Source organism: Branchiibius hedensis, from assembly GCF_900108585.1.
GTDB lineage: Bacteria > Actinomycetota > Actinomycetes > Actinomycetales > Dermatophilaceae > Branchiibius > Branchiibius hedensis.
In genome coordinates, this window is the sequence record NZ_UESZ01000001.1 from 1,397,017 (window position 1) to 1,418,070 (window position 21,054).

Genomic DNA, 21,054 nt, shown 5'->3' on the forward strand with positions numbered 1-21,054 from the left:
AGGCCGATCCGGTGCGCGGTGTTCGGCGCGAAGGTGACCGTCACGTCCCTCGCCTCGACGCCCGCCGGCAGGACGAATCCCTGCTGCCAGCCGTCCAGCGTCACGGCAGTGAGGGATCGTCCGCTCGCCTGCGCCTGCGCCTGCCAGCCGGCGTTGGCACCCTGATGGGTGACCAGGTAATGACCGGCGCTCGCGCTGGGGTTCGCGCCGAGGACGACCTGCTGCACCAGGGCGCCACTGCCGCCGCTGGCCTCGACGGCGACTGTGCCCGTGGGGATTTCGGCGCTGCTGCCATCACCGCAGGGCTTCGCTTCGACCGGCTCACCGTCGGTGATCTGCTGGGAGGTGAACGTCGCCGACAGCGGGATCCGGCTGTTACCGACGGTGATGGATCCGGCTGCACCGCAGGTGAGTTCACCGGCCCGGGTGGCTGCGGTCGCCGTCACCCAGGCCCGCACCGGGGCGGATCCGCCGATGGTGACCTGGACCTGCCGCTTCAAGGTGGCCGGGTCCTCGGCGGCGCGGGTGAGCAGCACGGCCTGCCGGGTGATGTCGACCTTCCCGGGCAGCCGCAGGGCGGTGCCGAAGTGGGTGCCGGGAATGCTGATCTCGGTGATCCCCATTGGTGCCTGATCGGAGTCGTCGCCGTGACCGCTGTCGATGGTGATCGAGATCGGTCCCGCGGTGACGGCCGGGACGCCGAAGGTGAGGGTCTCGTGCCCGTCGACCGCGACGGACTGCGACCAGTCGCCGACGTGCAGCGTCACCTGCTGGGGCAGGGCGAGACCATCGCCCCGGGCCAGGAGGATCGTCACCTGCCGCACGGTCACGGACGGGTCGATGCGGAAGGCGAGGGTCGCCGTACCCGAATGGTCAGCGGTACGCCATGCGGTGGCGGGGTCGCCGTCGAGGGCGGACCAGGGGGCGTACGTCGGACCGGCGTAACCGTCGGCGAACGGGTCGGCGGCGTCGGAGGTGGCCGTGATGTCGGTGAACCCCTCGAACACCCGGGTGGTGTGGTCGGCGGGGTCGTTGCTGGAGGCCAGGTCGAGCGCCCCGACCCGGGTCGGGCTGGTGTCGGTGCCGGGCAGGGTGGGTGTGAAGGCGAGCTGCGCCGGCACTCCGTTGTTGTACGCCCGCCAGCGAGCGGTGTCGCTGACGACCTGGGGGTGCTCGCCGGTCAGCAGCAACGCCTGGTCAGCGCCCAGCAGACCGGTCCCCAGCAGGTCGGTGACCGACTCCGGGCTGCCGGCGACCCGGATCGCGCCGGTGTAACTGGTGGGCGCCGGGGTGGTCACGTCCCACAGGTCGATGCGCTCGTCGCCCGTGCCGTAGCTGCCGGTGCGTTGGAAGCCCGTCGACCGCGCCAGGGTGGTCTCGACGCGGTTCGCCGGCAGCGCCCGCGCGGCGGTCGCGACGTCGTGGCGGACCAGTACCCGGGTGATCCCCATGCGGGTGAGGGTCTGCGCCAGGTCCGGCTGACTCACCCCGCTGGCGGCTAACTGGTCGATGCGGTCGAGCAACCGGGTCGCTCCTGGGTGGCCGAGCGGGGCGGCGGCCCGGGTCACGATCGGCGAGGTCGCGAGGGCGCTCAGCGGTTCGTCGGTGGTCTTGCCCCACACGAACTGCGCGGTGCGCGCGGCGGGTAGCACCAGCGTCGAGCCGCCGTCGTGGTCGGCGGCCGCATCGACGGCAGCGGCGGCCTGCTGCCAGGACGCCGGGATCGCCTCGTAGGCAGCGGCGTCGCCGAGTCGGCCCACCCAGACGGGAGTTGCGGCGACGAGGACGAGGGCCCCGATTCCGAAGCGGCGCAGGGCGATTCGCCGGTGGCCGCAGCGCTGCCAGGCCGTCCACACAACCGCCACACCCAGGCACAACGGCAGCCGCAGGAGCGGATCGGCCTTGTGCACGTTGCGCAACGGCGCGAGCGGCCCGTCCAGCAGCTCGCGCACCGGCCCGGCGATCGGCGAGCCCACGACCCCGTCGTGCCCGACCACCATCGCGAGCGCGCCGATCAGCACGCTGAGCAATGCCCAGCGGGCCAGGTGGCCGCGCAACCGGAAGATGCCGATGATCCCGACCGCGGCGACGGCGCAGGTGGCCAGGATCGCGACGACGGTCTGCGCCAGCACCCAGCCGCTCTGCCAGACCGGGTGGTTCTCGGCGTCGAGGATGAAGGCGACCCAGTCGTTGGCACCCCGCAGCGTGTTGGGCGCGGAGGTGACGGCGGTCGTCAGGGAGGAGGTTTCGATGAAGTCCAGGAACGGGTAGCCGTAGCGGCCCAGCACCAGCAGCGGGATCAGCCACCACAGCGCGCCGAGCAGGGCGCCGCCGGCCCACCAGCCCAGGCGGCGCCGGCCGGTCGAATGGGTGAGCAGGAAGAGGGCCGGCAACACCAGGACGGTGCCGGAGGCCACGGCGTTGACTCCCCCGAGGGCGGTCGTCAGCAGGCCGGTGGCTGCGGCCGCGTGCAGTTTCTGCCGCCGGGTCGCCGCCGGATCGATCAGCCCGACCGCGGCGACGACCAGCCAGGGCGCCACCGCCATCGGCCACGCCTCGATGGAGTTGTTGGCCAGGACGGTCAGGATCCGGGCGCTGAGGGCGTAGGCCAGACCGGCGACCGAACCGGCCTGCGGGGTGCCGAGGCCCAGGCGCGCGGTCAGCCGCATGACGCCGGCGCAGGCGACGACCAGCAGCAGCGACCACCACACCCGCTGGGTCATCCAGGCCGGCACGTGCAGCCACTGCCCGATCGCGAAGACCGGGCCCATCGGGAAGAGGTAGCCGTAGGCCTGGTTCTGCAGCTCGCCGAGACCGGCGTGGTCGTTCCAGGCGGTGAGCGCGCGAGCCAAATAGCGGACCGGCGAGATGGTCAGGTCGGTTTTGGTGTCCGGCTGGATCAGCCGCGGCGCCACCAGCCAGGGCAGGACCGCGACCGCGACCAGCACCCAGCCGCGGCGGGCCCACTCCCCCAGCCGGTCCAGTCGGGCGGTCATCGTTTCCGCAGCACCAGCAGCAGGTTCCACGTGACGATCTCGCGCAGGCCGGGCACCCGCAGCACCCAGCGCAACGAGTCAGGCAGATAGCGCGGTCGGGCCGCCAGGACATCGGCGGCCTGTTGCGTGCGGGCCCAGTCCAGCCCGGTCGCGACACTGACCTTGAAGAGTGTCGACCCGACCCGGTTCTTGGGTGCGTGGCCCTGCTGAGTCTCGTATCGGCGTACGGCGAACTCCCCGCCCAGCCAGTGCCAGGGCGAGGTTTCGTGCCCACCCCAGGGCGAGAGCCAGTTGGTGTAGGACAGCAGGAGCAGGCCGCCGGGACGGACCACGCGCAGGAACTCATCGGCGACCGCGTTGGGATCGGCGACGTGCTCCCACAGGTTGCTGCTGAAGACGATGTCGACGCTGTTGTCGGCGAACGGCAACTGGCCGGCCTCCGCGACGATCCCGCCGTCGTGGACGGAGGCGACGCCGGGGTCGTGGTCCAGCGGGATGTAGTGCGCGCCCGCCGCTCGGAACGCCCGGGCGAACTCCGCCGGCCCCGCGCCGACATCCAGGACGGTCTGCCCCGCCGGGTCGGTCCATTCGCGTACGTCGGCCACCGAGTCCTGCGCCAACGCACCGTAGAAGACCTCCGGCTCCGTCTGCTCGACCAGGAAGGACCGGAACAGGTGCACCGACCGACGCAGCGTGCGGCGCCGGGTCACGTGGGCCTCCGGGCGACCAGCAGGAGTGAGGGGCGGCTGCGTGGCTGCACGGTACGGCGGGTGAGGACCCAGGGGGCGGACAGCGCTGCGCGGGCCAAGACAGAGCGCGCCGCCAGCGCACCCGCGGGCCCGGTCCCCCGCCGACGGGCGGCGCTGGCGGCGTCGGTGACCAGGGAGTCCAACCGGGGGCGATGCACCTGCACATCCTGCAACCCGGCACTGAGCGCGAGACGGGTGAGGCTGTCGGCGGTGAAGAACCGCACGTGCGTCGGGTCCTCCAGCATCCACCAGTCGCTGCCCCAGCGGTGCAACCCGTCGCTGTCGCCGGCCGGGGTGAGGAAGGCGAGGGTGCCGCCGGGGCGGGCCAGCCGGGCGGCTACCTGCATGGTGCGGGCCGGGTCGCGGACATGTTCGACGACGTGGACGCCGAAGACCAGGTCGGCGGCAGTGCGATCGACGACGTCTTCGTCGAGGTCTTCGACGGCCACCGGGTGCAGGCCACCGCCCGCAGCGACGACGGGGTCGACCGCGACCTCGAGTTGGTCGGGGTCGGCGCCGCCTACCTGTGCGCCCCCATCGGCGAAAGCGCGTAACAGCTGTCCGCTGCCGTAGCCGATCTCGAAGACCGAGGACGGCCGGACGGGGCACGCCTGCTCCAGCAACCGATGGGTCAGCCGCAGCCGCATCCGGTCCAGATGGGGTTCACCGCCGTACGCGGCGGCGCGGTGGTGCGCCGGGGCCTCGGTGAGGTCGCGCGTGAGGTGGCCACACGCCGTACACCGGGTCAGTTGGTTGTCGGCGTCGAGGACCCACTGTGCGGTAGGCGCACCGCAGACCTCACACCGCGAATCCATGTCCTCATCCTGACGTGCCTCCGGCAAATGCCGACGTGCGGGCGTTCCTGGCGTACTCTACTGGCCGGTAGTGTTTTGAATCACATGGAGCAAACGGTGGGCGAGAAGGCGGCGGAGGTGCCGCACCTGCGGGTGCTCTACCTCTCATGGCGGGACCGGGAGAATCCGGAGGCGGGCGGCTCGGAAACGTTCGTCGAGCGCACCGCGGAAGTCCTGACGGGCCAAGGCCACGACGTCACGCTCTTCACCAGTCGCTTTCCCGGCGCCGACCGCGAGACCCGGCACGGTCACGTGCGCGTGCTGCGCCGCGGTAACCGGTTCAGCACCTACCTGGCCGGTCTGATGCATACGGCGCGCCATCGTCATGACTACGACATCGTGATCGACGTCCAGAACGGGGTGCCGTTCTGGTCTCCGCTTGCAGCGGCGGTGCCGGTGGTCAACGTCGTGCACCACGTCCATCGCGACCAGTGGCACACCTTCTTCGCTCGGCCTATCGCCGCACTCGGTTGGTTCCTGGAATCGCGGGTCGCGCCGCGCGTCTACCGGGGCAGCCGTTACGTCACGGTCTCCGAGGCGACCCGCGAAGAACTGGCCGAACTGGGCATCGCCCCCGACCGCGTAGACCTCATCTACTCGGGCAACGACCAGCCCGAAAACCTCGAGAAGTACGCCGTGCTGCCGCGCAGTCCGCGACCGAGCATCGTGGTTCTGGGTCGGCTGGTGCCGCACAAGCAGGTCGAGCTGGCGATCGATGTCGTCGCTGCGTTGCAGGCTTCGGGCAGGGACGTCGACCTGCACATCGTGGGTGGCGGCTATTGGCAGGACGCGCTCGAGCAGCACGCGGCTGCCCGGGGGGTTGCAGATCTGGTCACCATGCACGGTTTCGTCGACGAGCACGTCAAACACAGTCTCCTCGCGTCAGCCTGGGTGGTGCTGATGCCGTCGGGTAAGGAGGGCTGGGGCCTGACCATCGTCGAGGCCGGGCTGCACGCCACTCCGACGATCGCCTTCCATCACGCCGGCGGACCGCGGGAATCCATCGTCGACGGCGTCACCGGGTATCTGGTCGATGACGTTTCCCAGATGACGCAGCGGACGCAGCAGTTGCTCGATGATCCGGACCTGAGGTCAGCGCTCGGCGCGAACGCTCGCGAGTTCGCGATGAGCTTCGACTGGTTGGACACCGGCATCGCGCTGGAGCAGACCCTGCTGTCGGTGCTGGGTCGTGCGCCGCGGCCGGTGAGCGCGGCGACGTCGTACCGCCTCGGCAGTTCGGAATCATCTCTGCCGACGCCGATCGGCCCGGACCGCGAGTCCTCGGTCGCCTGAGCCCACCTGGGGTGCGGCTGTCCTCGTCGCGGTTCGAGCACCGACGGCGGGACTCCCGCATCAGCTGGGCCGTGCCGCGAATTTTGGGTTGTGTATATCTGTTTTCGGGGTTCGTACACCAGTACAATCGGGGTATGACGTTGACCGCCACGGCTCCTACCCCGGTGACCTTGTCACCGGGGGTTCAGGACGCGTCGGTGGCGGAGTTGTTGGGCGCGGCGGCGGGGTTGTTGCAGGCCGCGTACGCCCGGGTGGCGGGTGATTATGCGGGGTTGTCCGAGGAAGACTTGATGGGCGATATTGTCGCGGCGCAGCACGTGCAGAACAGTGCGTGGGCGATCCAGTCGCACCGGTTGACGCAGGCGGCGGCGATCGAGCACCGGGATGACCCGAACCCCATCGAGGGTGCTTATCCGTTGCTGATTCACCGGGTGATCCGGCATGCCCCGGGCTCGTTCGTGGATGAATGGTTCGCCCTGGAAACCGGGACCCGGTTGGGCTGGTCGGATCGGCAGAGCAACACCCGCCTTGGTGAAGCGTTGGACACGGTTGAGCGGTGTCCGCGGTTGGTGGACCGGGTCGGGTCCGGGACCTTGGACCCGGGTAAAGCCTGCGCGGTCGCGCAGGTCACCACCGAAGCCCCCGACCACGTCGCCCGCCAAATCGAGGACCGGATCCTGGCCGACGACCCCGAAGGGATGACGGCGGTGCGGTTGCGGGCGAAAGCGCGCCGGTTACGGGCCCGGCTGGACCCGGTCGGTGCTGACCGGGCCGCCCGGGCACGGCGTCGCTCGCAGGTGGGGGTGTGGGTGTCCCCGCATCACGAACCTGGCCTGTCCCAGCTGACCGCTGTCCTGCCCACCCTGGAGGCGGCGAAACTGATGGCGGCGGTCGATGAGTTGGCCCGGGAACTACACCAGGTCACCACCACGAACAAGACGTTGCCGCAGTGCCGGGTCGATGCCCTGACCGACCTGGTCTTGACCGGGGTCGGGGTAGACACCCAGTTGACGTTCACGATCCCCGTCACCGCTCCTGAAACGGCACCGGCGATAGCAGAAGACGCGGGAGTGGCGGGGTTGTCGTTCGAGGAGCCGGACTGGGATGACCTGGTCGACGGGTTCGATGAGGCGTCAGTGGACTACGACTGGCACGAACCCGGCCTGACCCCGATCAACGGGTTGGATCAACTCGATGAAGAACTACGCGCCCTGATCGCCGAAGAACTCGAAGACCTCAACGCCAGCGTGGGCAACGAACACGCCGATGGGGACCCACCACAGACTGGGCCGCCCGAGGTGGACTCGATGATGTCGCCCCCGACTGGCCACGCCAGACACGTGGCTGGTATCGGTGATGTGTTGCTGCCTCGGGTCGGGGTCATCCCCGCCGCCGTGATCACCGAGTTGGCGCAAGTGTTGGGGGTGAAGCTGACCCGGGCGCTGACTGACGCGACTACCGGGACCGTGGTCGAAACCGCGGACCGGTCCTACCGTCCCGGTGCCCGACTGGCCCGGTTCGTCAAAACCCGCGACCAGCACTGCCGGTTCCCCGGCTGCACCCGACTCGCCACCCTGTCCGACATCGACCACGTGATCCGCTACCCCGACGGCGACACCGCCGCGGACAACCTGCAATGCCTATGCCGCCACCACCACCGCGCCAAACACGAAGGCGGCTGGCACGTCACCATGACACCCGAAGGCATCTGCACCTGGACCAGCCCCGCCGGCCACACCTACGAAACGAACCCCGGCGACTGACCCCCGGTGCGTTCGCACGGACAACGGTCACAGGTGGCATAGAAAGCGGGCGTGTCTCCCGAGGTGGGAGACACGCCCGCTTTGAAGCGAATCGACCTACTGGTCGTAGCTGATGACCTTGCTGTACTTCTGCGGCTGCTGGATCGAGCTTTGCTGAGCCACGATGCCGAAGACCGAGCCAGCGGCGATCACGATCCCGCCGAGGGTGCCGCCAATAATCCACAACGCGCGGTTGCCGCCATTGCCCACTGCTGGTCTCCATCCGTTCGTCCGCGACAGCATCGCAGAAGTTACTTAACCGTCATCATAGTCATAGACATCACATTCGTGCGCACTTGACGCTCCGACGCACCCGCAAAACTGTCCCGGCCGCCGCGCCGACGACTGCTACGGCGAGCCCGCCGAGTCCGAGCCACCGCCACCACCCTGCTGTTCCCGGAACGGCGGCCACTGGGCCCAAATCGTACAGACGCAGCGCGCCATCCGTTGCGATCGGCGTACCCAGATCGGGTAGTCGGTCGAGGGTGGGCTGGTCGGTTTGCACCAACACCCAGCGCACGCCCTGCGACCGCAGGGCCGCTACCACGTTCCCGTCGGCAAGGGCCGAGCTGATGGCCGCGGCGGCCGCACTCTCACCGCGCACAATCCGGTCGGACAACGGCAGGTCATCGTTGACGAGAACCTGCCGATCCACCAGCCGTTGCCACGGGTCCAAGACGGTGCGATCCGCGTTCCAGGCGTACTTGCGGTACAGCGTCCACGGGAACACAGCCACTGCCCCCGGTTCGGCTTCATTGAGGCGATCCGCCATCGTCAGGAAGGACCGCGGATACTGCACCGCCGCCCACCTGGGGGCCGTTTCAGCGCACTGCTGGGGCTCCGCGGACGACCACACCGTGCAGGTCCGGCCACCGCCCCAGGCCATCCCCGGCAGGGTTGCGACCGGCCACATCGCGACCGCGAACGCTACGACGCCCACTCCCACCTTCGGCACGCCCACCCGGCGCCCGCTGGCGATGAGCCACTCGATCAGCGCACCAGCGCCGAGCGCGACAACCAGCATCCACATCGCGGCGAACTTCTGGGCGTCCCGGATCAGACCGCCACCGGGAACATGCGTAATGACCCACCCCACCACCTGTTCCCCACCTGGGACGGCACTCGCACCGGCGATCACCAGACCCACCACCGCCGCCGCTACCAGGCCGCGCACCAGCGGGTCAGAGCGATTGTCAGCCCGTCGCAACAGCGCGACGACGCACGCGGCCACCACGATCAGCGTCAGGACCGCCACCACAAACACCTGTCGCGTAGCGAACCACCACGCCTGCCCCCAGATGCCTCCCCCGCTCAACAGCGAGCCCCACACCCCCAGCGGCGTGTCCGGTCGTGCCATGAATGCTTGTGCCCCAGCAGGATCCGCGTCACCCGAGGGCGCGAGCGTCAGGAACGGCCACCACCACGCCGCGTTCGCCACAAGGAAGACCGGAACGATCCAGCGCAGCTCGCGCCACGCCGGTCGGGCAGCCGCCGGGACCAGCAGCACCGCCAGCAAGACCAGCGCGGCCAGGATCGCCCCCGTCGAGCCGGTCAGCGCAGCCAGCACGATCCAGACGCCCAAGCGGATCCGAGCGTTCCGGTTCGGTTCGCGACGCAGCTGCTGGGCGGCGTACGCGACGAAGGGCAGACACGCGTAACCGAGCAGAAATCCCCAGTGCCCAATCGCCAACCGCTGCGCGACCCAGGGATTCCACGTGGCCGCCAGCGCTGCCGCAGCCGCACCCCACGGCGTCCGCGCCAACGCCGCCGTCCCCGCCCCGGCGCCGACGAACACCAGCACCAACAGCACGTGCTGCACCACCCAGCCGGGTACGACGTGCGAGGCGAGAGCGACAACCAGATCATTGGGTACGGCGCGCGGCACCGAGCCGTCGATCCCCAGCGTGCGCTCGCTCAGGCCAAGCCTCGGCACGAACACCATGTCGTAGAACAGCAAATAGCCCGGCTTCAACGCCGGGCCGAGCACCAGCACCGCGGTCAGCAGTCCCACGCCGGCGCCGATCCAACGGCGCTGTCGCCCCGGCGCTGCGCTCACTGCTGAGCCTCGATATCCGCGAACGCCGCTCCCATCCGGGCACATTGGGTGCTCAGGTCATGCTCGGCGACCATCCGCACACGGTTCGCCGCGCCCACCTCGGCACGCCGAGCCGGATCGGTCAGGAAGTCAAGCAGCCCCTCAGCCAGCGCTTCGGCGTCGTCGTCGACCAGCAGGTTGGGCGCGCGGACCGCCTCGTCGTTCGTGCCGCAACGAGTCGTCACGACAGGCAGTCCACACGCTTGCGCCTCCAGGTAGGCCAGGCCGAGCTGCTCGGTCCACTTCCACGTCGGCCGCGGTGCGGTGGTGAACACCGCGGAGGATCGCAGCAGGTCGGCGACGGCCGCCGCGTCAAGGTAACCGGTGAGCGTCACCCGCTGCAGCGGGTCGGCTACAGCGGCCTCGACCATCGGCTGCAGCGAACCGCTTCCGGCCACGATCAACGACGCCTCCGGAACGGTCCGTCGCACGATCGTCATCGCGTGCAGGACCCGGTCGATGCCCTTGTTCGGCTCCAGCGGCGAGATGAAAACCACCTGCGGGTCGGCGGCCGGCGCCGCGGCCGGGGTGAAGAGCTCGGTGTCGACACCGGGCTTCACCACCCGGATCCGTTCGTCGTCAAAACCGTTGGCCAGCAAGTGATCCCGGGCCGCATCGACCATGCACAGCAACAGATCGGCGTCCCGGCACGAGTTCACCGCCTGCCGGTAGGGCGGGATCTTGTAGAGCGGCTGGTCGGGCAGGTTCTCCCACGTGATGACCGCCTGCAGCGGCCTCCCGGCCCGCCGCCACCGGCTGGCCTGCCCGGTGACCAGCGAGCACAGTTCCAGCGAGGCCACCCAGTCGTAGGCGCCCGGATCCTGCCGGTCCAGACCGCGCGCCCACGCGAACGCCCCCGCCTCGATGAACCGCTTGATCGGCCGACGGTACGTCGTGGGGACCCATTCGATATCACCGACCGGTTCCTGCCGGGCCAGGGCCGTGACGCTCGTCCCCGGCATCCTCGACATCCAGTACAACTCGCGCCGCGCACGCTGGTCCGGCAACGACACCCAGAGCAGACGGCGACTCATCGCCGGCGCCGGCCCGCCCGCGCACCGGCCAGGTAGCCAGCCGCCTCCATTCCGCGCATCACCACCATGCCAACGGCGTGCACCGGGCGCCGCGCCAGCCTGCGCCGGTTATCGACGTACGCCGTGAGCAGCGCCCGGCCCTGCCCACTGACGGCGCCGTCGTGCTCATCCTGCAGAGCGGGAATGCTCAAGCCGTAGTAGTAGCGCTTGGTCCAGATGTCCCGCAGGGTCAGTCGACCCTCGTCATGGTCGATCACGACCGGGGCCAAAGCGATCTGGTCGCCGCGCTGTCGCATTCGCAACCGCAGATCAGCATCTTCCGGCCCGGACATCGCCGGATCGAAACCGCCGTCCTTGCGCAGATAGTCGCGCTTCAACAGCCGCGGGTTGTGCAGTCCTGGCTGATCCAGATAGCACTCACGTTCCAGCGCTCGGCACGCTGTCCAAAATCCCTGGCCCACAGTGCGTTCCGGCAATGCGACGCCTGCTGCCCCGGTTTCATGTGCAGTGGCCACCGCGGCTGACACCGCCTGCGGCGGCAGGATCATGTCGCTGTCCAGCCAGATGATCCAGGTGCCGGTCGCGACCTCGATACCCACGTTGCGTTGTGCCGACCGCTCCGGCCCGGCGATCTCCAACCGATCGGCGTACTTCCGCGCGATCTGCTGGGTCGCATCGGAGCTGTGGTTGTCGACGACGACGAGTTCCACATCCGCGTAGTCCTGCGCACGCACGGACGCCAAGCAGGCGGCGATGGTCCGTTCGTTGTTGCGCGTAGGGACAACAACACTCACCCGTTCGGACACGTCAGTCATCCTCGTCACCGTCCCGCCATAGCGTGCGCAGCGTACCGGCCAGCGCCACGACCAACCCAGCACCGGCCAGATAGTGCGGCCAGAGGTGACTGCCGACCGCGGTCGCGTTCTGCGTGCCTCGGGCGTCTCCGAGCACGACGAGGTAGACCACCATCGAGCACCCGATAGCCGCAGCTCCCGCCCATTGCAGCACTCGGCCCGGCAGTCGCCAGATCCGCACGGCCGCAATCGTGCCTACCGCGGCCACCAGCCCCGGAACGCCGACGAAGAAGCCGCTGACCACCACCAGGGCGCCCGCCAGCAGCCAGCGTCTGCGCGACGTCAACGACGGCGCACGCCACGTGCCGTCCGGGACCGCCGCAAGTGCGAACAACCGCGACCGACGACTCGCCAGAAGCAGCGCCGCCAGCAGGAATCCGGCCGAACCGGCGAGGGCCAGGTTGGCGGAGGTCTGCGGTGCGTAGTGGATGTCCACGATGGTGTCGCCCGAGGTGGTCACCCGCCAACCCGTGGAGTAGCCGTCGATCACCTGCGGTGCGCCAAGACTCTTGCCGTTGGCCGTCGCCGTCCATCGACTGTCGTAACTCTGGCCGATCAGCACGTTCACCGTCCCCTGCCCGTGAACGGCGATCGTCTTGTGCGTGGCGTCGTTGCGGATGATCTGCTGGCTCGGGGTGATGCCCGCGGCAGTCCGCACCGTCTGCTGATCACGCAACCGCAAGGAGTCCAGGACGTAATTCTGCACGGGCGCGATGGTGTGCTGCCCCGCGGTCAGCGCGACCGTCGGGTCACAGAGACGCCAGGTCGAGCCGGACGCCGAGACCGCGTCCGTGGCCGGGCGCATCGTGAGCGAAGTGCCATCAACGGTCGTGACGGAGCGGCATGGGTCGGGCGCCGTCGCGCCGCTGCCGGCGTGAACCGTGGCCCCGGTGTCGATCGCGGCGAACCGCGCGGCCGGACCGGCTGGCGCCCCCGAATCAGTCAGGATGCGCACCCGCACCGAGGATCCCTGGACGTTGCCCGGGATCGGGATGGTCGTCGTACCGTCGTGTTTGAGCGTTGCTGTTGCGACCTGCTTGCCGTCGACCAACACCGCCACACGATCAGCCCAGCGAGTGCTGACGCCGGTGTCATCGCCGGCACCGCGTTGCTGGTCGATGGTGACCGTACGGATCGGACGGCGGGCGGTATCGATCTGCCACCACGCGCCCACCAAGGAGGTCACACCTGAACTGGTGCTGGCCGGCACCCAGGCCGTCGCCGACGATCCATCGGCGGCCTGCGAGGGCCGCAACCCGGCCTGGTCGAAGGCGGAACCCGACGCCGTCACCCGCACGTCGGTCGCGTACCCGGCCAGGTCGTCATCCAGCCGCTGCCGCTCTTGCGCGTTGGTCACCCGGATCGTGGCCGTTGCGCTGAACGTGCGGGCATCCGGCAGGGTGACGATGCGTTGCAGTCCGGTTTCCGGGTCGTCGTTGCCAGCGGCCGTGCCACGCACCCGGGTCAACAGGACGTCCAGCGGTGTGGCGTCGAACTCCCGCCGACCCGCGGAGTCCAGGGCGGCGTACGTCGTGCTGAACGTCAGCGGGGTGCGCGCCGCCCGCACTGCCACGGCACCGCCCAGCTCGACATCCCGGATGCCGACCACGTTGAAACCGCTGCCCCGAGTGCTGTCGATCGTGATCCGCACCGTGCTCGCTCGGACCCCACCCAGGTCGACCGTGCCGTATCCGCTGTCCGGCAACGACACTGTCCGACGCACGGAGCCGGCCTGGACCGTGACCTTGTCGATCCGCAACCCAGCGTCCCCGGACACCTGAGCGATCTTGATCGTGTGCAGGTCTTCTTGCTGCGGCAACGCGATCTGCAGCCACTGCCCGTCCGCGCGGCCGAAATCACCGAAGAGCCAAGCGGTTTGCGGATTACCGTCGACCGCGTTCTCCGGGACGGCGTACGGCATACCGACGAACGCGCCCCCGTAGGACGACGCAGTCACCCGCGCGCCCGAGCGCACGAGCACGGTCTGATCATCGGTGTTGGTGCCGAGGGTTCGCGTGACATCAAGCGGTTCATCAGCGGCCAGCAGCGCACCCTGGCCGTTGGTCAGTCGGCTGGTCAGGGTGTCGCGGCGAGCGTTCGTGTCGGTGAGGACCAACCGTCCCGTGGTGGCCAACCGATGCTGGAACTGCTGGGTGCTCAGGCCTGCGGCGTACTCGAAGCTCGGCGTGGTCCGCAGCTCACCAGCGGCACTGAGTTGCGGGATCGCCCAGCCGTCGCCGGCCACCAGCAGCGAGCCCTGCGCGCTCTCGGCCCGCAGCGTCGTACGCGAGTCCTTCACCGAGAACAACTGCAGCGGAGTGAGTTTCGCCGTCTGCTCGTCGACGTCGGAGGCGCCCGCGAACAGGTACTCCCCCGGCTCGCCGAAGTTGCGTTCGCCGGTCAGCCCCTGATCGTCGTCCAGGGTCGCGGCCGTCTGCAGCGGCGACGCACCACCGTCGGTCTGCCAGTCGATGTCATGACGTAGCAGGACCTTGTCGACGCCCAGGTAACGCGCCGCGGTGGACACGAAGTCCGTGGGTGCCGTCCCCGACTGCAACGTGTCATCAAGTGCCGCAAGGTAATTCGCGGCCGGCGCGGACGCGTTCGGGGTGGTGTAGGGAATGATCACGTTCCGGGTGAACAACGCATTGGCCAGATCGTCCGGTCGGTTGGTCGACCACCGGTAGCGGGCACTGACCTGCCCGGGCAACATCAGGACCGCGGAGTCAGGGTTCCCGGCGTCCGCGGCAGCCGCGGCCTGGTTCCAGTAGTCGGGAATGTCCAGCGGCGAGATGTAGAGGTTGCCGGTGACGGCTGGCAGCGTCCAGGCGGTCACCAGTGCCAGAGCGCCCGCGCCGACCATCGGCGCTATCGCCGGCAAGGACCGCAGTCGGTGGGCGAGCGCCCACGCTCCCGCACCCAACGCCATGGCGAAGGCCAGGGCGAGCACCGCGCCGACTTTGTTGGTGGTCCGGAACGCCGACAACGCAGGTACGGCGAGCGCCCGGCTCAGCAGCGCACCGAACGGAGAGGCCGGCTGGGTTCCGGGATACGCACCCACCATGACCACGGCCGCCACCGCGATGGCCCCGGTCGCGAACCACCGCGCCATCCCCCGCGACCACCGCAGGCTCACCAAGGCCAGCGCCGGCCAGACGATCGTCAGCAGCATGATCAGCGGACTGGTGACGTAGGCGGTGTACTGCGGGATCCACGCGCCGTCGGCGTCGAAACCGTAGAGCGGCCACAACCCCATGCCGCGCAGCACCTCCGGGTAGGAGGACACCTTCGCGATGCCGTCGATCGTTTCCGAGGCCGCGGTGATCGATGCCCCGGTCGCGGACGCCGACATTGCCGGAACCAGCCAGTAGGCGGAGACACCGATCACGAACAGAGCGCAGCGCAGCACGGTCAGCGCGATCCGGCCCCAGCCGATCTGCCACTGCCACCGCGCAAACACGATGAGCGGCAGCAACGCCAACAGTTGCAGGACCGGCACCACGCCGGCGTTCATCCCGCTCATCGCGAAGAAGCACAGCCCGAACAGTCCGGCCCAGGCCAACCTGCCCCACCTGGTCTCGGCCCGCAGCGCCCGCAGGAAACACAGCAACTGCCACGGCAGGAAGGCCAGCGGCAGCGCGATCGCCAGGGTCGACCCGGCCTGCACCGTATAGGGGTTGGCGAGGTACAGGACACCGGCGGCCAGTGCCGCCCACCGGCTGATTCTGGGGCTCAATTCCCGCAGCAGCCGGTTGGCGCCCCAGGCGGCAATCAGCCACAGCCCCAGGTGGAACACCTTGAAGGTCCATTCCGGCGACAAACCGATCGTGCGCAACACGCCGGTCACGGCCAGCACCGGTACGACGCCGACGTTGAAGTTCGGGGAGCCGAGGAAGGGAGAGGAGATCCACGCGCTGAGGTAACTGCCCGCCGTACGCCACGGATCCAGGTAGATCTCCGGCTTGATGTCGGTGTTGAACGTGCCCAACCCGTTCAGAAAGACGATCGCGGCGAGCACGATGGTCCCGACCCCGACGGCGAACCGGTACGGGTTCAACACACGTCGCACGGTGAACGAAGCTCCAGATATTGGCGGACAGTCGCGCCAATATAACCCGGGAGTAACCTGCATCACTGTGCCCCGTCGCGATGTAGCCGAACCCCCGGCGCCCGCACCGGTCGTGCCAGGTCGCGGGATGAGTGCGGCGCTCGGTGTCGCGATGGGCGTGGCGAACGCAGTCGGTTACCTGGTGGTGCTGCTGCTGTCCCGATCCCTGGGTGCGGCCGATTTCGGCGGGTACAGCGCCCTCAGTGCGTACGGCGTCCTCCTGTCCATCCCCGCCGGCGCCTTCCAGGTCATCGTTGCTCGTCGCATCGCGGTCAACCGGATCGGCGAGATCACCTCGGGGCTGCGGGCCACGCTGCTGCTGTCCGCTCTCGCCAGCGTCATCACCGTCGCCCTTGCGCCCGTGCTGGCTGGGGTGTTCCATCTCTCGTCGGTGTGGGCCGTGGTGCTGCTGGCCGCGATGCTGCCGGGGATGCTGATCACCGGCTGTTTGCAAGGAATCCTGCTCGGCAGTCACCGCCTGCCCGCCCTCGCGTTGCTCTACGTCGCGACAGCGGTCACCCGGCTGATCGCGGCCTTCGTCGCCGCAGCGGCGCGCACGGACGTCACCGGGGTCATGGCGGCGATGCTGATCGCCAACGTCCTGACCGTCCTGATCGGTGCCTGGCTGTGCCGGCGCGAGTTGCGCGCGCTACCGGCCACCGGCCACGGCCTGGTCACCGAGATGCTGCGCTCCAACAGTTCCCTCGCCGCCTTCATCGCGCTGACCAACGTCGACGTCCTGCTGGCCCGACACTTCCTGAGCCCCCACGAGTCGGGTGGCTACGCGCTGGCGTCCACCTTCGCGCGGGCGATCTTCTGGGGCACCCAGTTCATCGCGTTGATCGTGGTCCCCCGCATGCATCGCGTCGATGCCACCCGCGCCCTCCTGCGGGCCACCGGTCTGGTGGTCCTGATCGGCCTGACCGGGTTTGCCATCGTGGCGATCAACCCGCGCTTCTGGGTCACGGCGGCCGGCGGCCAGGAGTACGCCGAGTACGGACCCCTCGCCCTGGCCTGCGTCCTGTTGGGGATCGCCTGGGCCCTGGCCCAGGTGTGGTTGTTCTCCGAGATGAGCCGGGGCCGTGCAGCCCTCGGTGCCCTCACCTGGTTGGTGACCGCCGGACAGATCGCGGTGATCTCGCTGTGGATGCACGGCTCAGGTGCCCAGATCGCGTTGGTGTGCGGCGTGGGCGCCGGCATCATCGCCGTCGCCGGCCTGGTGGACCTGCGACTGCGGCGATGAACCAGCGGGAGCTTGGGGTCAGTCGATTTTGCGCGAGCGGCCCATCACCCAGCGCGCCGCTTCCTTAGCCGGCCCGGGGAACCGTGCGGCGGCCTTCCAGGCGACGCTGTTGAGGCGGTCCTGCACATGTGCCTGGTAGTAGCGCAGCACCTCGTCGGTGCGGCCGAGCGTGCGCCGCGCGCCCGGTGGACGACGATAGACCAGCGCATGCAGTCCGTTGGCCCACAGCGGGTCGTCGGCCTCCCGAGCATCCCAGCGTTCCACGACCTGCCAGCCGCTGTGCCGCTTGATGAACTGATGGTGGGCACGCTGGACCACCGGCCAGGTGGCGTCGTCGACCAGTACCAGGGCCTCGTCGGCCAGCAGCGGCTCGACGACGGCCAGCGCCAGATAGTGCGACAGCAGGGTGTGTTCGCCGTCGTAGAAGTAGACCCCGACCGGGTCGGGCAGCAGCCCCGGCTCGGCCATCAGCTTGAAGCAGTCACCTTCGAGCAGGGTCACGTCGGCCGAACCGGCCCACCGCGCCAGGTTGGCCTCGAGCTCGGCCCGCGCCTCCTGCCCAGCCATCCCGAATTCCAGGAAGTTCTCCATCGCGAAGAATTTCTGGTCCGTGGCATCCTGCACGGTCGCACACAACGAGCGACCCTTGAAGGTGCCTACCTCCAGGTAGACCTCGTCGGGCGGCAACAGGCTCGCCGCCCGGTGCAGCACCGCCAACTCATTCGGCCCGGTGAAACCCGTCACCGCTTCCGGACCGTCGACAAAGCCCTGCCAGCGTGCATCCGCGGGCGGTGTGCTGCGCGGGTCACCCTGGAAGAGGGACGGAACGCTGGCGAGAAATGCCTGGGTGTCCACTCAGCTGCGTCCCGTCGTACTCGACTCGTCACCATCACCGTCACCGGCGGGTGTGGCGACGACATCGGTGGCCTGGTCGCTGTCCTGCGGAGAGCCGCCGTCCCGGCCGCGCCGGAATTGGCCGTCCTCACTGATGTAGCCGCGTGAGCGGCGCGGGACGGCCCTGCGCTCGATCCCGAACAGGAGCACACCGACGACCGCACTAATCAACGCCAGAGCTACAAAGAGATAGGCCCGGAACAGTCCGATATCGGTGAGGTTGGCGCAGACGTTGCGTTGGAACTCCTGATCGGGCGGACTGGAGGCGGATCCACAGGAGAACACCGCTCCGGTCTGAGTGCGGACCGACATCGGGACAGCGTAGAAATAGACCGCAACGGCAAGGGCGGCCAAGGCAAGCAGAATGCAGACTTTGGACCCAGTACGCAGGCTGACGGCGGTGCGGGTCGCATCGGGTGACGCGGATTGATCGGACATGGTCCCTTACCCTAGTGGCGTGCAACACAGGGCCGATCGGCAGCCACATCGGTCACTTCGCTATCGGCCCGCGCTAGACGGTATCCGCGGGGTGGCAGTCCTCGCAGTGGTTGTTTACCACCTGAACAACCGGTGGTTGCCGGGCGGCTGGCTGGGCGTCGACGTGTTCTTCGTTCTGTCCGGGTTCCTGATCTGTTCACTGCTGCTGGCGGAGTACCGCAGACGACAATCGATCGACCTGATCGGATTCTGGTTGGCACGAGCCCGTCGCTTGCTGCCGGGCTTACTTCTTGTCGTGGCGGCCGTCCTCGTCTTGAGTCGTCTATGGGCCGAGCCATCCCGACGCGTACCCATCGCCTGGGACGGCCTCGCGACCGTGCTCTACGTCTCCAACTGGCGCCTTCTCCTGTCCGATGACGCCTACTTCGGAAGTACCCTCGGAATGCCCTCGCCGTTGCGCCATACCTGGTCATTGGCCATCGAGGAGCAGTTCTACCTGGTGTTCCCCCTTCTGCTGGTGGCCATCCTCGCGGTGACCTGGCGGCTGAGTCCTCGCAGGCCGCGGCTGCCTGCGACGGCGGTCTTCGTCGTCTTGGCGACAGCATCCGCGGTATGGATGGCTGTGCAGTATGTTCCCGGCACCGAGCCCACTCGCGTCTACTACTCGACGGCCACCCGTGCCTTTGAGTTGTTGATCGGCGCCGTCGCGGGAATCTGGTGGGGACCGCACGAGTTCGGTCGTCGCTCCGGGGCCAGCACTATGCCCCGCCGGGTAGACCCCTGGTTGGGTCGGATAGGCATTCTGGCCGCGATCCTGGTGCTCTCAGCCTTCGCCCTTGCGGACGAGACCGCGACGTGGATATTCCGCGGCGGCCTGGTACTTCTGTGCCTGCTCATCGTTTTCCCGGTCAGTGCAGGCGCCGCAGTACTGTCCACCCCGATTCAACGGGCGCTTGCCTTCGAGCCGCTGCGCTGGCTGGGGACTGTCAGCTACTCCCTTTATCTATGGCATTGGCCCGTGATCGTCTTCCTCACCCGCGATCGGCTGGGGCTCCCACCGCTGGTCGTTGCCATCATCCAGTTCTCCTTGTCGCTCGCTATCGCCTACTGCAGCTACCGATTCATCGAGCAACCGATCAGAAAAGGTGGCCTGCGAGCATTGGTACCCGCGCAGCCCCAGATCGGTCGGGTCATTGCCTGGTGCTCGGTTCCCGCCCTTGCTATCGGCATGGTGGCGCTTGGCCGCAGTAGCAGTGACGCCCTCGCAGTCTCGGGACCGCAGATCACGTACACCAAGCCGGCGCCGCCAGCCAGCGGACCGCCCGTGCGCGTCAGCGTGATCGGCAACTCCGTGCCGTACAGCCTCTATGTGTACTTTCCCGCTGGCCAGATCCCGACGCTCACCGTGCAGGCCGTGAGCAATTTCGGCTGCGAGCCGTGGGCCGGGAAGCGGATCATCGACGGATCGGTCCAACCGGCGCTTGCGGAGTGCCCCCAATGGCAAAACACCTGGCCGGACCAACTAGCAGCGCAGAACCCGCAAACGGTGATCTATCCGGTCTCCCAGGCCTTCGTCAACGACTTCCAGGTCGATGGCCACCCGGTGGATTTCGGGACGCCTGCTCACGACGCATTCATCAAGTCCTCGCTTGACCACGTGGCTTCGGGAGCGGCGCACGCTGGAGCGCACCGGTTCGTCCTGCTGAACCTCTCGTGTCACCGCATGCCGAATGCTTCGGGAAACTCGGAACTCACCGCAGTGAATGACGATGCCAAGGTGCAGCACGTGAACTCCGTTGCCGCCACCTGGGCCCGGCAGCATGACGTACAGGTGCTCGACCTCTATACGTTCCTGTGCTCCGACGGGTACCGCGACGTGATCAACGGCCAACCGTTGTGGCAAGACGGTTTGCACTTCACTGCCCAGTCGGCGCCCATCGTATGGCGCTGGATCGCCAACCAACTGTGACCATCGCCGTCCTGCTCGCCGGCGGCCGAGGCACTCGCCTGGCGCCGTTCACCGACGACTGCCCCAAACCGCTGTTACCGATGCACGGCGAGCCCATGATCGCCCAACCGCTTCGTCGCCTGGCCGCCGCAGGAATCCGCGACATCGTGATCAGCACCGGATATCTCGCCGGCCAGTTCCCGGCGACCCTGGGGGACGGCAGCACGTACGGCGTTCGGTTGAGTTACACCGTCGAGGAAGTCCCGCGCGGTACGGGCGGTGCCCTCGCTGAACTCAAGGCCACCGACCATCCGGTGCTCGTGCTGAACGCCGACGAGCACGGCAGCCACGACTTGGTTACCCAACTGGCGGTGACTGCTGAGCGCGCCTGGGACGGGAGCCTGCACGTGCGCACGGTCCCTGATCGTCGCGCGTTCGGTGCCGTCGAGGTCGGTCACGGCGATGCGGTGATCTCGTTCGTCGAAAAACCTGTCGCTGGTGGCCCTGGGCTAGCGAATGCTGGCTGCTACGTCTTCAATCCGACTGCTGTGCAACGGATCCGTGGGTACATTCGTCAGGCTCGCGACGCTGATCCGTCGGGGTGGTCGCTCAGCCTGGAGCGCGACGTTCTCCCCCGCTTGATCAGCGAAGGCACCCGGCTGCTCGCCGTCGTGGACGAGTCGCCCGGGGTGGACCTGGGTGCGATCGAGGCCTACCGCGCCGCTGGCGGTGATCTGTGACGACTG

Annotated in this window: 14 protein-coding genes and 1 pseudogene; 5 read left to right on the top strand and 10 right to left on the bottom strand. The window is 68.6% G+C overall.

All coding sequences use genetic code 11. The features are described 5' to 3' along the window. Window positions 1-1,133 precede the first annotated feature (1,133 nt). The 3 genes and pseudogenes from DR843_RS20530 to DR843_RS06880 all read right to left on the bottom strand — a co-directional run. A pseudogene (locus DR843_RS20530) lies at window positions 1,134-2,996 on the bottom strand (alpha-(1->3)-arabinofuranosyltransferase domain-containing protein); the annotation flags it as partial. After that, the gene (locus DR843_RS06875; protein ID WP_109684696.1) at window positions 2,993-3,706 is read right to left on the bottom strand and encodes a class I SAM-dependent methyltransferase; all 714 of its coding nucleotides are present in this window, start codon (window positions 3,704-3,706) and stop codon (window positions 2,993-2,995) included. The gene DR843_RS06875 and the pseudogene DR843_RS20530, both read right to left, overlap by 4 nt. Next, complete coding sequence (locus DR843_RS06880) at window positions 3,703-4,560, bottom strand: class I SAM-dependent methyltransferase (RefSeq protein ID WP_109684697.1); 858 nt, start codon at window positions 4,558-4,560, stop codon at window positions 3,703-3,705. The genes DR843_RS06875 and DR843_RS06880 overlap by 4 nt, the downstream gene beginning before the upstream one ends. A 96-nt stretch (window positions 4,561-4,656) precedes the next feature. Here DR843_RS06880 and DR843_RS06885 point away from each other — a divergent pair, with 96 nt between their 5' ends. Both DR843_RS06885 and DR843_RS06890 read left to right on the top strand, forming a co-directional pair. Next, on the top strand, window positions 4,657-5,892 hold the full coding sequence (locus tag DR843_RS06885) for a glycosyltransferase family 4 protein (RefSeq protein ID WP_245934039.1): 1,236 nt from the start codon (window positions 4,657-4,659) through the stop codon (window positions 5,890-5,892). A gap of 134 nt (window positions 5,893-6,026) precedes the next feature. Then, window positions 6,027-7,655, top strand: a complete 1,629-nt coding sequence (locus DR843_RS06890; protein WP_109684699.1) for an HNH endonuclease signature motif containing protein — start codon at window positions 6,027-6,029, stop codon at window positions 7,653-7,655. A gap of 96 nt (window positions 7,656-7,751) precedes the next feature. On the opposite strand, the gene DR843_RS20000 is transcribed toward DR843_RS06890, so the two are convergent. The 5 genes from DR843_RS20000 to DR843_RS06910 form a co-directional block, all read right to left on the bottom strand. Further along, a complete protein-coding gene (locus tag DR843_RS20000; RefSeq protein ID WP_170119766.1) occupies window positions 7,752-7,904 on the bottom strand; it encodes a hypothetical protein in 153 nt (50 codons plus the stop codon). Between the two features lie 70 nt (window positions 7,905-7,974). Further along, on the bottom strand, window positions 7,975-9,750 hold the full coding sequence (locus DR843_RS06895; protein WP_109684700.1) for an MmpA family trehalose lipid delivery protein: 1,776 nt from the start codon (window positions 9,748-9,750) through the stop codon (window positions 7,975-7,977). Continuing rightward, entirely contained in the window at window positions 9,747-10,751 is a 1,005-nt protein-coding gene (locus DR843_RS06900) for a glycosyltransferase family 4 protein (protein ID WP_245934040.1), read from the bottom strand. The genes DR843_RS06895 and DR843_RS06900 overlap by 4 nt, the downstream gene beginning before the upstream one ends. Window positions 10,752-10,819: 68 nt before the next feature. Then, window positions 10,820-11,638, bottom strand: a complete 819-nt coding sequence (locus DR843_RS06905; protein WP_109684702.1) for a glycosyltransferase family 2 protein — start codon at window positions 11,636-11,638, stop codon at window positions 10,820-10,822. Continuing rightward, window positions 11,631-15,737, bottom strand: coding sequence for an alpha-(1->3)-arabinofuranosyltransferase domain-containing protein (locus DR843_RS06910; RefSeq protein ID WP_170119767.1), 4,107 nt, complete (start codon window positions 15,735-15,737; stop codon window positions 11,631-11,633). Before DR843_RS06910 ends, DR843_RS06905 begins: the two co-directional genes overlap by 8 nt. A 136-nt stretch (window positions 15,738-15,873) precedes the next feature. On the opposite strand from DR843_RS06910, the gene DR843_RS06915 reads away from it, so the two are divergent. Beyond that, the gene (locus DR843_RS06915) at window positions 15,874-17,028 is read left to right on the top strand and encodes an oligosaccharide flippase family protein (protein ID WP_170119768.1); all 1,155 of its coding nucleotides are present in this window, start codon (window positions 15,874-15,876) and stop codon (window positions 17,026-17,028) included. Window positions 17,029-17,046: 18 nt separating this feature from the next. On the opposite strand, the gene DR843_RS06920 is transcribed toward DR843_RS06915, so the two are convergent. Continuing rightward, on the bottom strand, window positions 17,047-17,883 hold the full coding sequence (locus DR843_RS06920; protein ID WP_109684704.1) for a class I SAM-dependent methyltransferase: 837 nt from the start codon (window positions 17,881-17,883) through the stop codon (window positions 17,047-17,049). Further along, entirely contained in the window at window positions 17,884-18,360 is a 477-nt protein-coding gene (locus DR843_RS06925) for a hypothetical protein (RefSeq protein ID WP_109684705.1), read from the bottom strand. On the opposite strand from DR843_RS06925, the gene DR843_RS06930 reads away from it, so the two are divergent. Both DR843_RS06930 and DR843_RS06935 read left to right on the top strand, forming a co-directional pair. Further along, entirely contained in the window at window positions 18,359-20,329 is a 1,971-nt protein-coding gene (locus tag DR843_RS06930) for an acyltransferase family protein (RefSeq protein WP_109684706.1), read from the top strand. The two genes, DR843_RS06925 and DR843_RS06930, sit on opposite strands and share 2 nt — an antisense overlap. Further along, window positions 20,326-21,048, top strand: coding sequence for a nucleotidyltransferase family protein (locus DR843_RS06935; RefSeq protein ID WP_170119770.1), 723 nt, complete (start codon window positions 20,326-20,328; stop codon window positions 21,046-21,048). Before DR843_RS06930 ends, DR843_RS06935 begins: the two co-directional genes overlap by 4 nt. Window positions 21,049-21,054 lie beyond the last annotated feature (6 nt).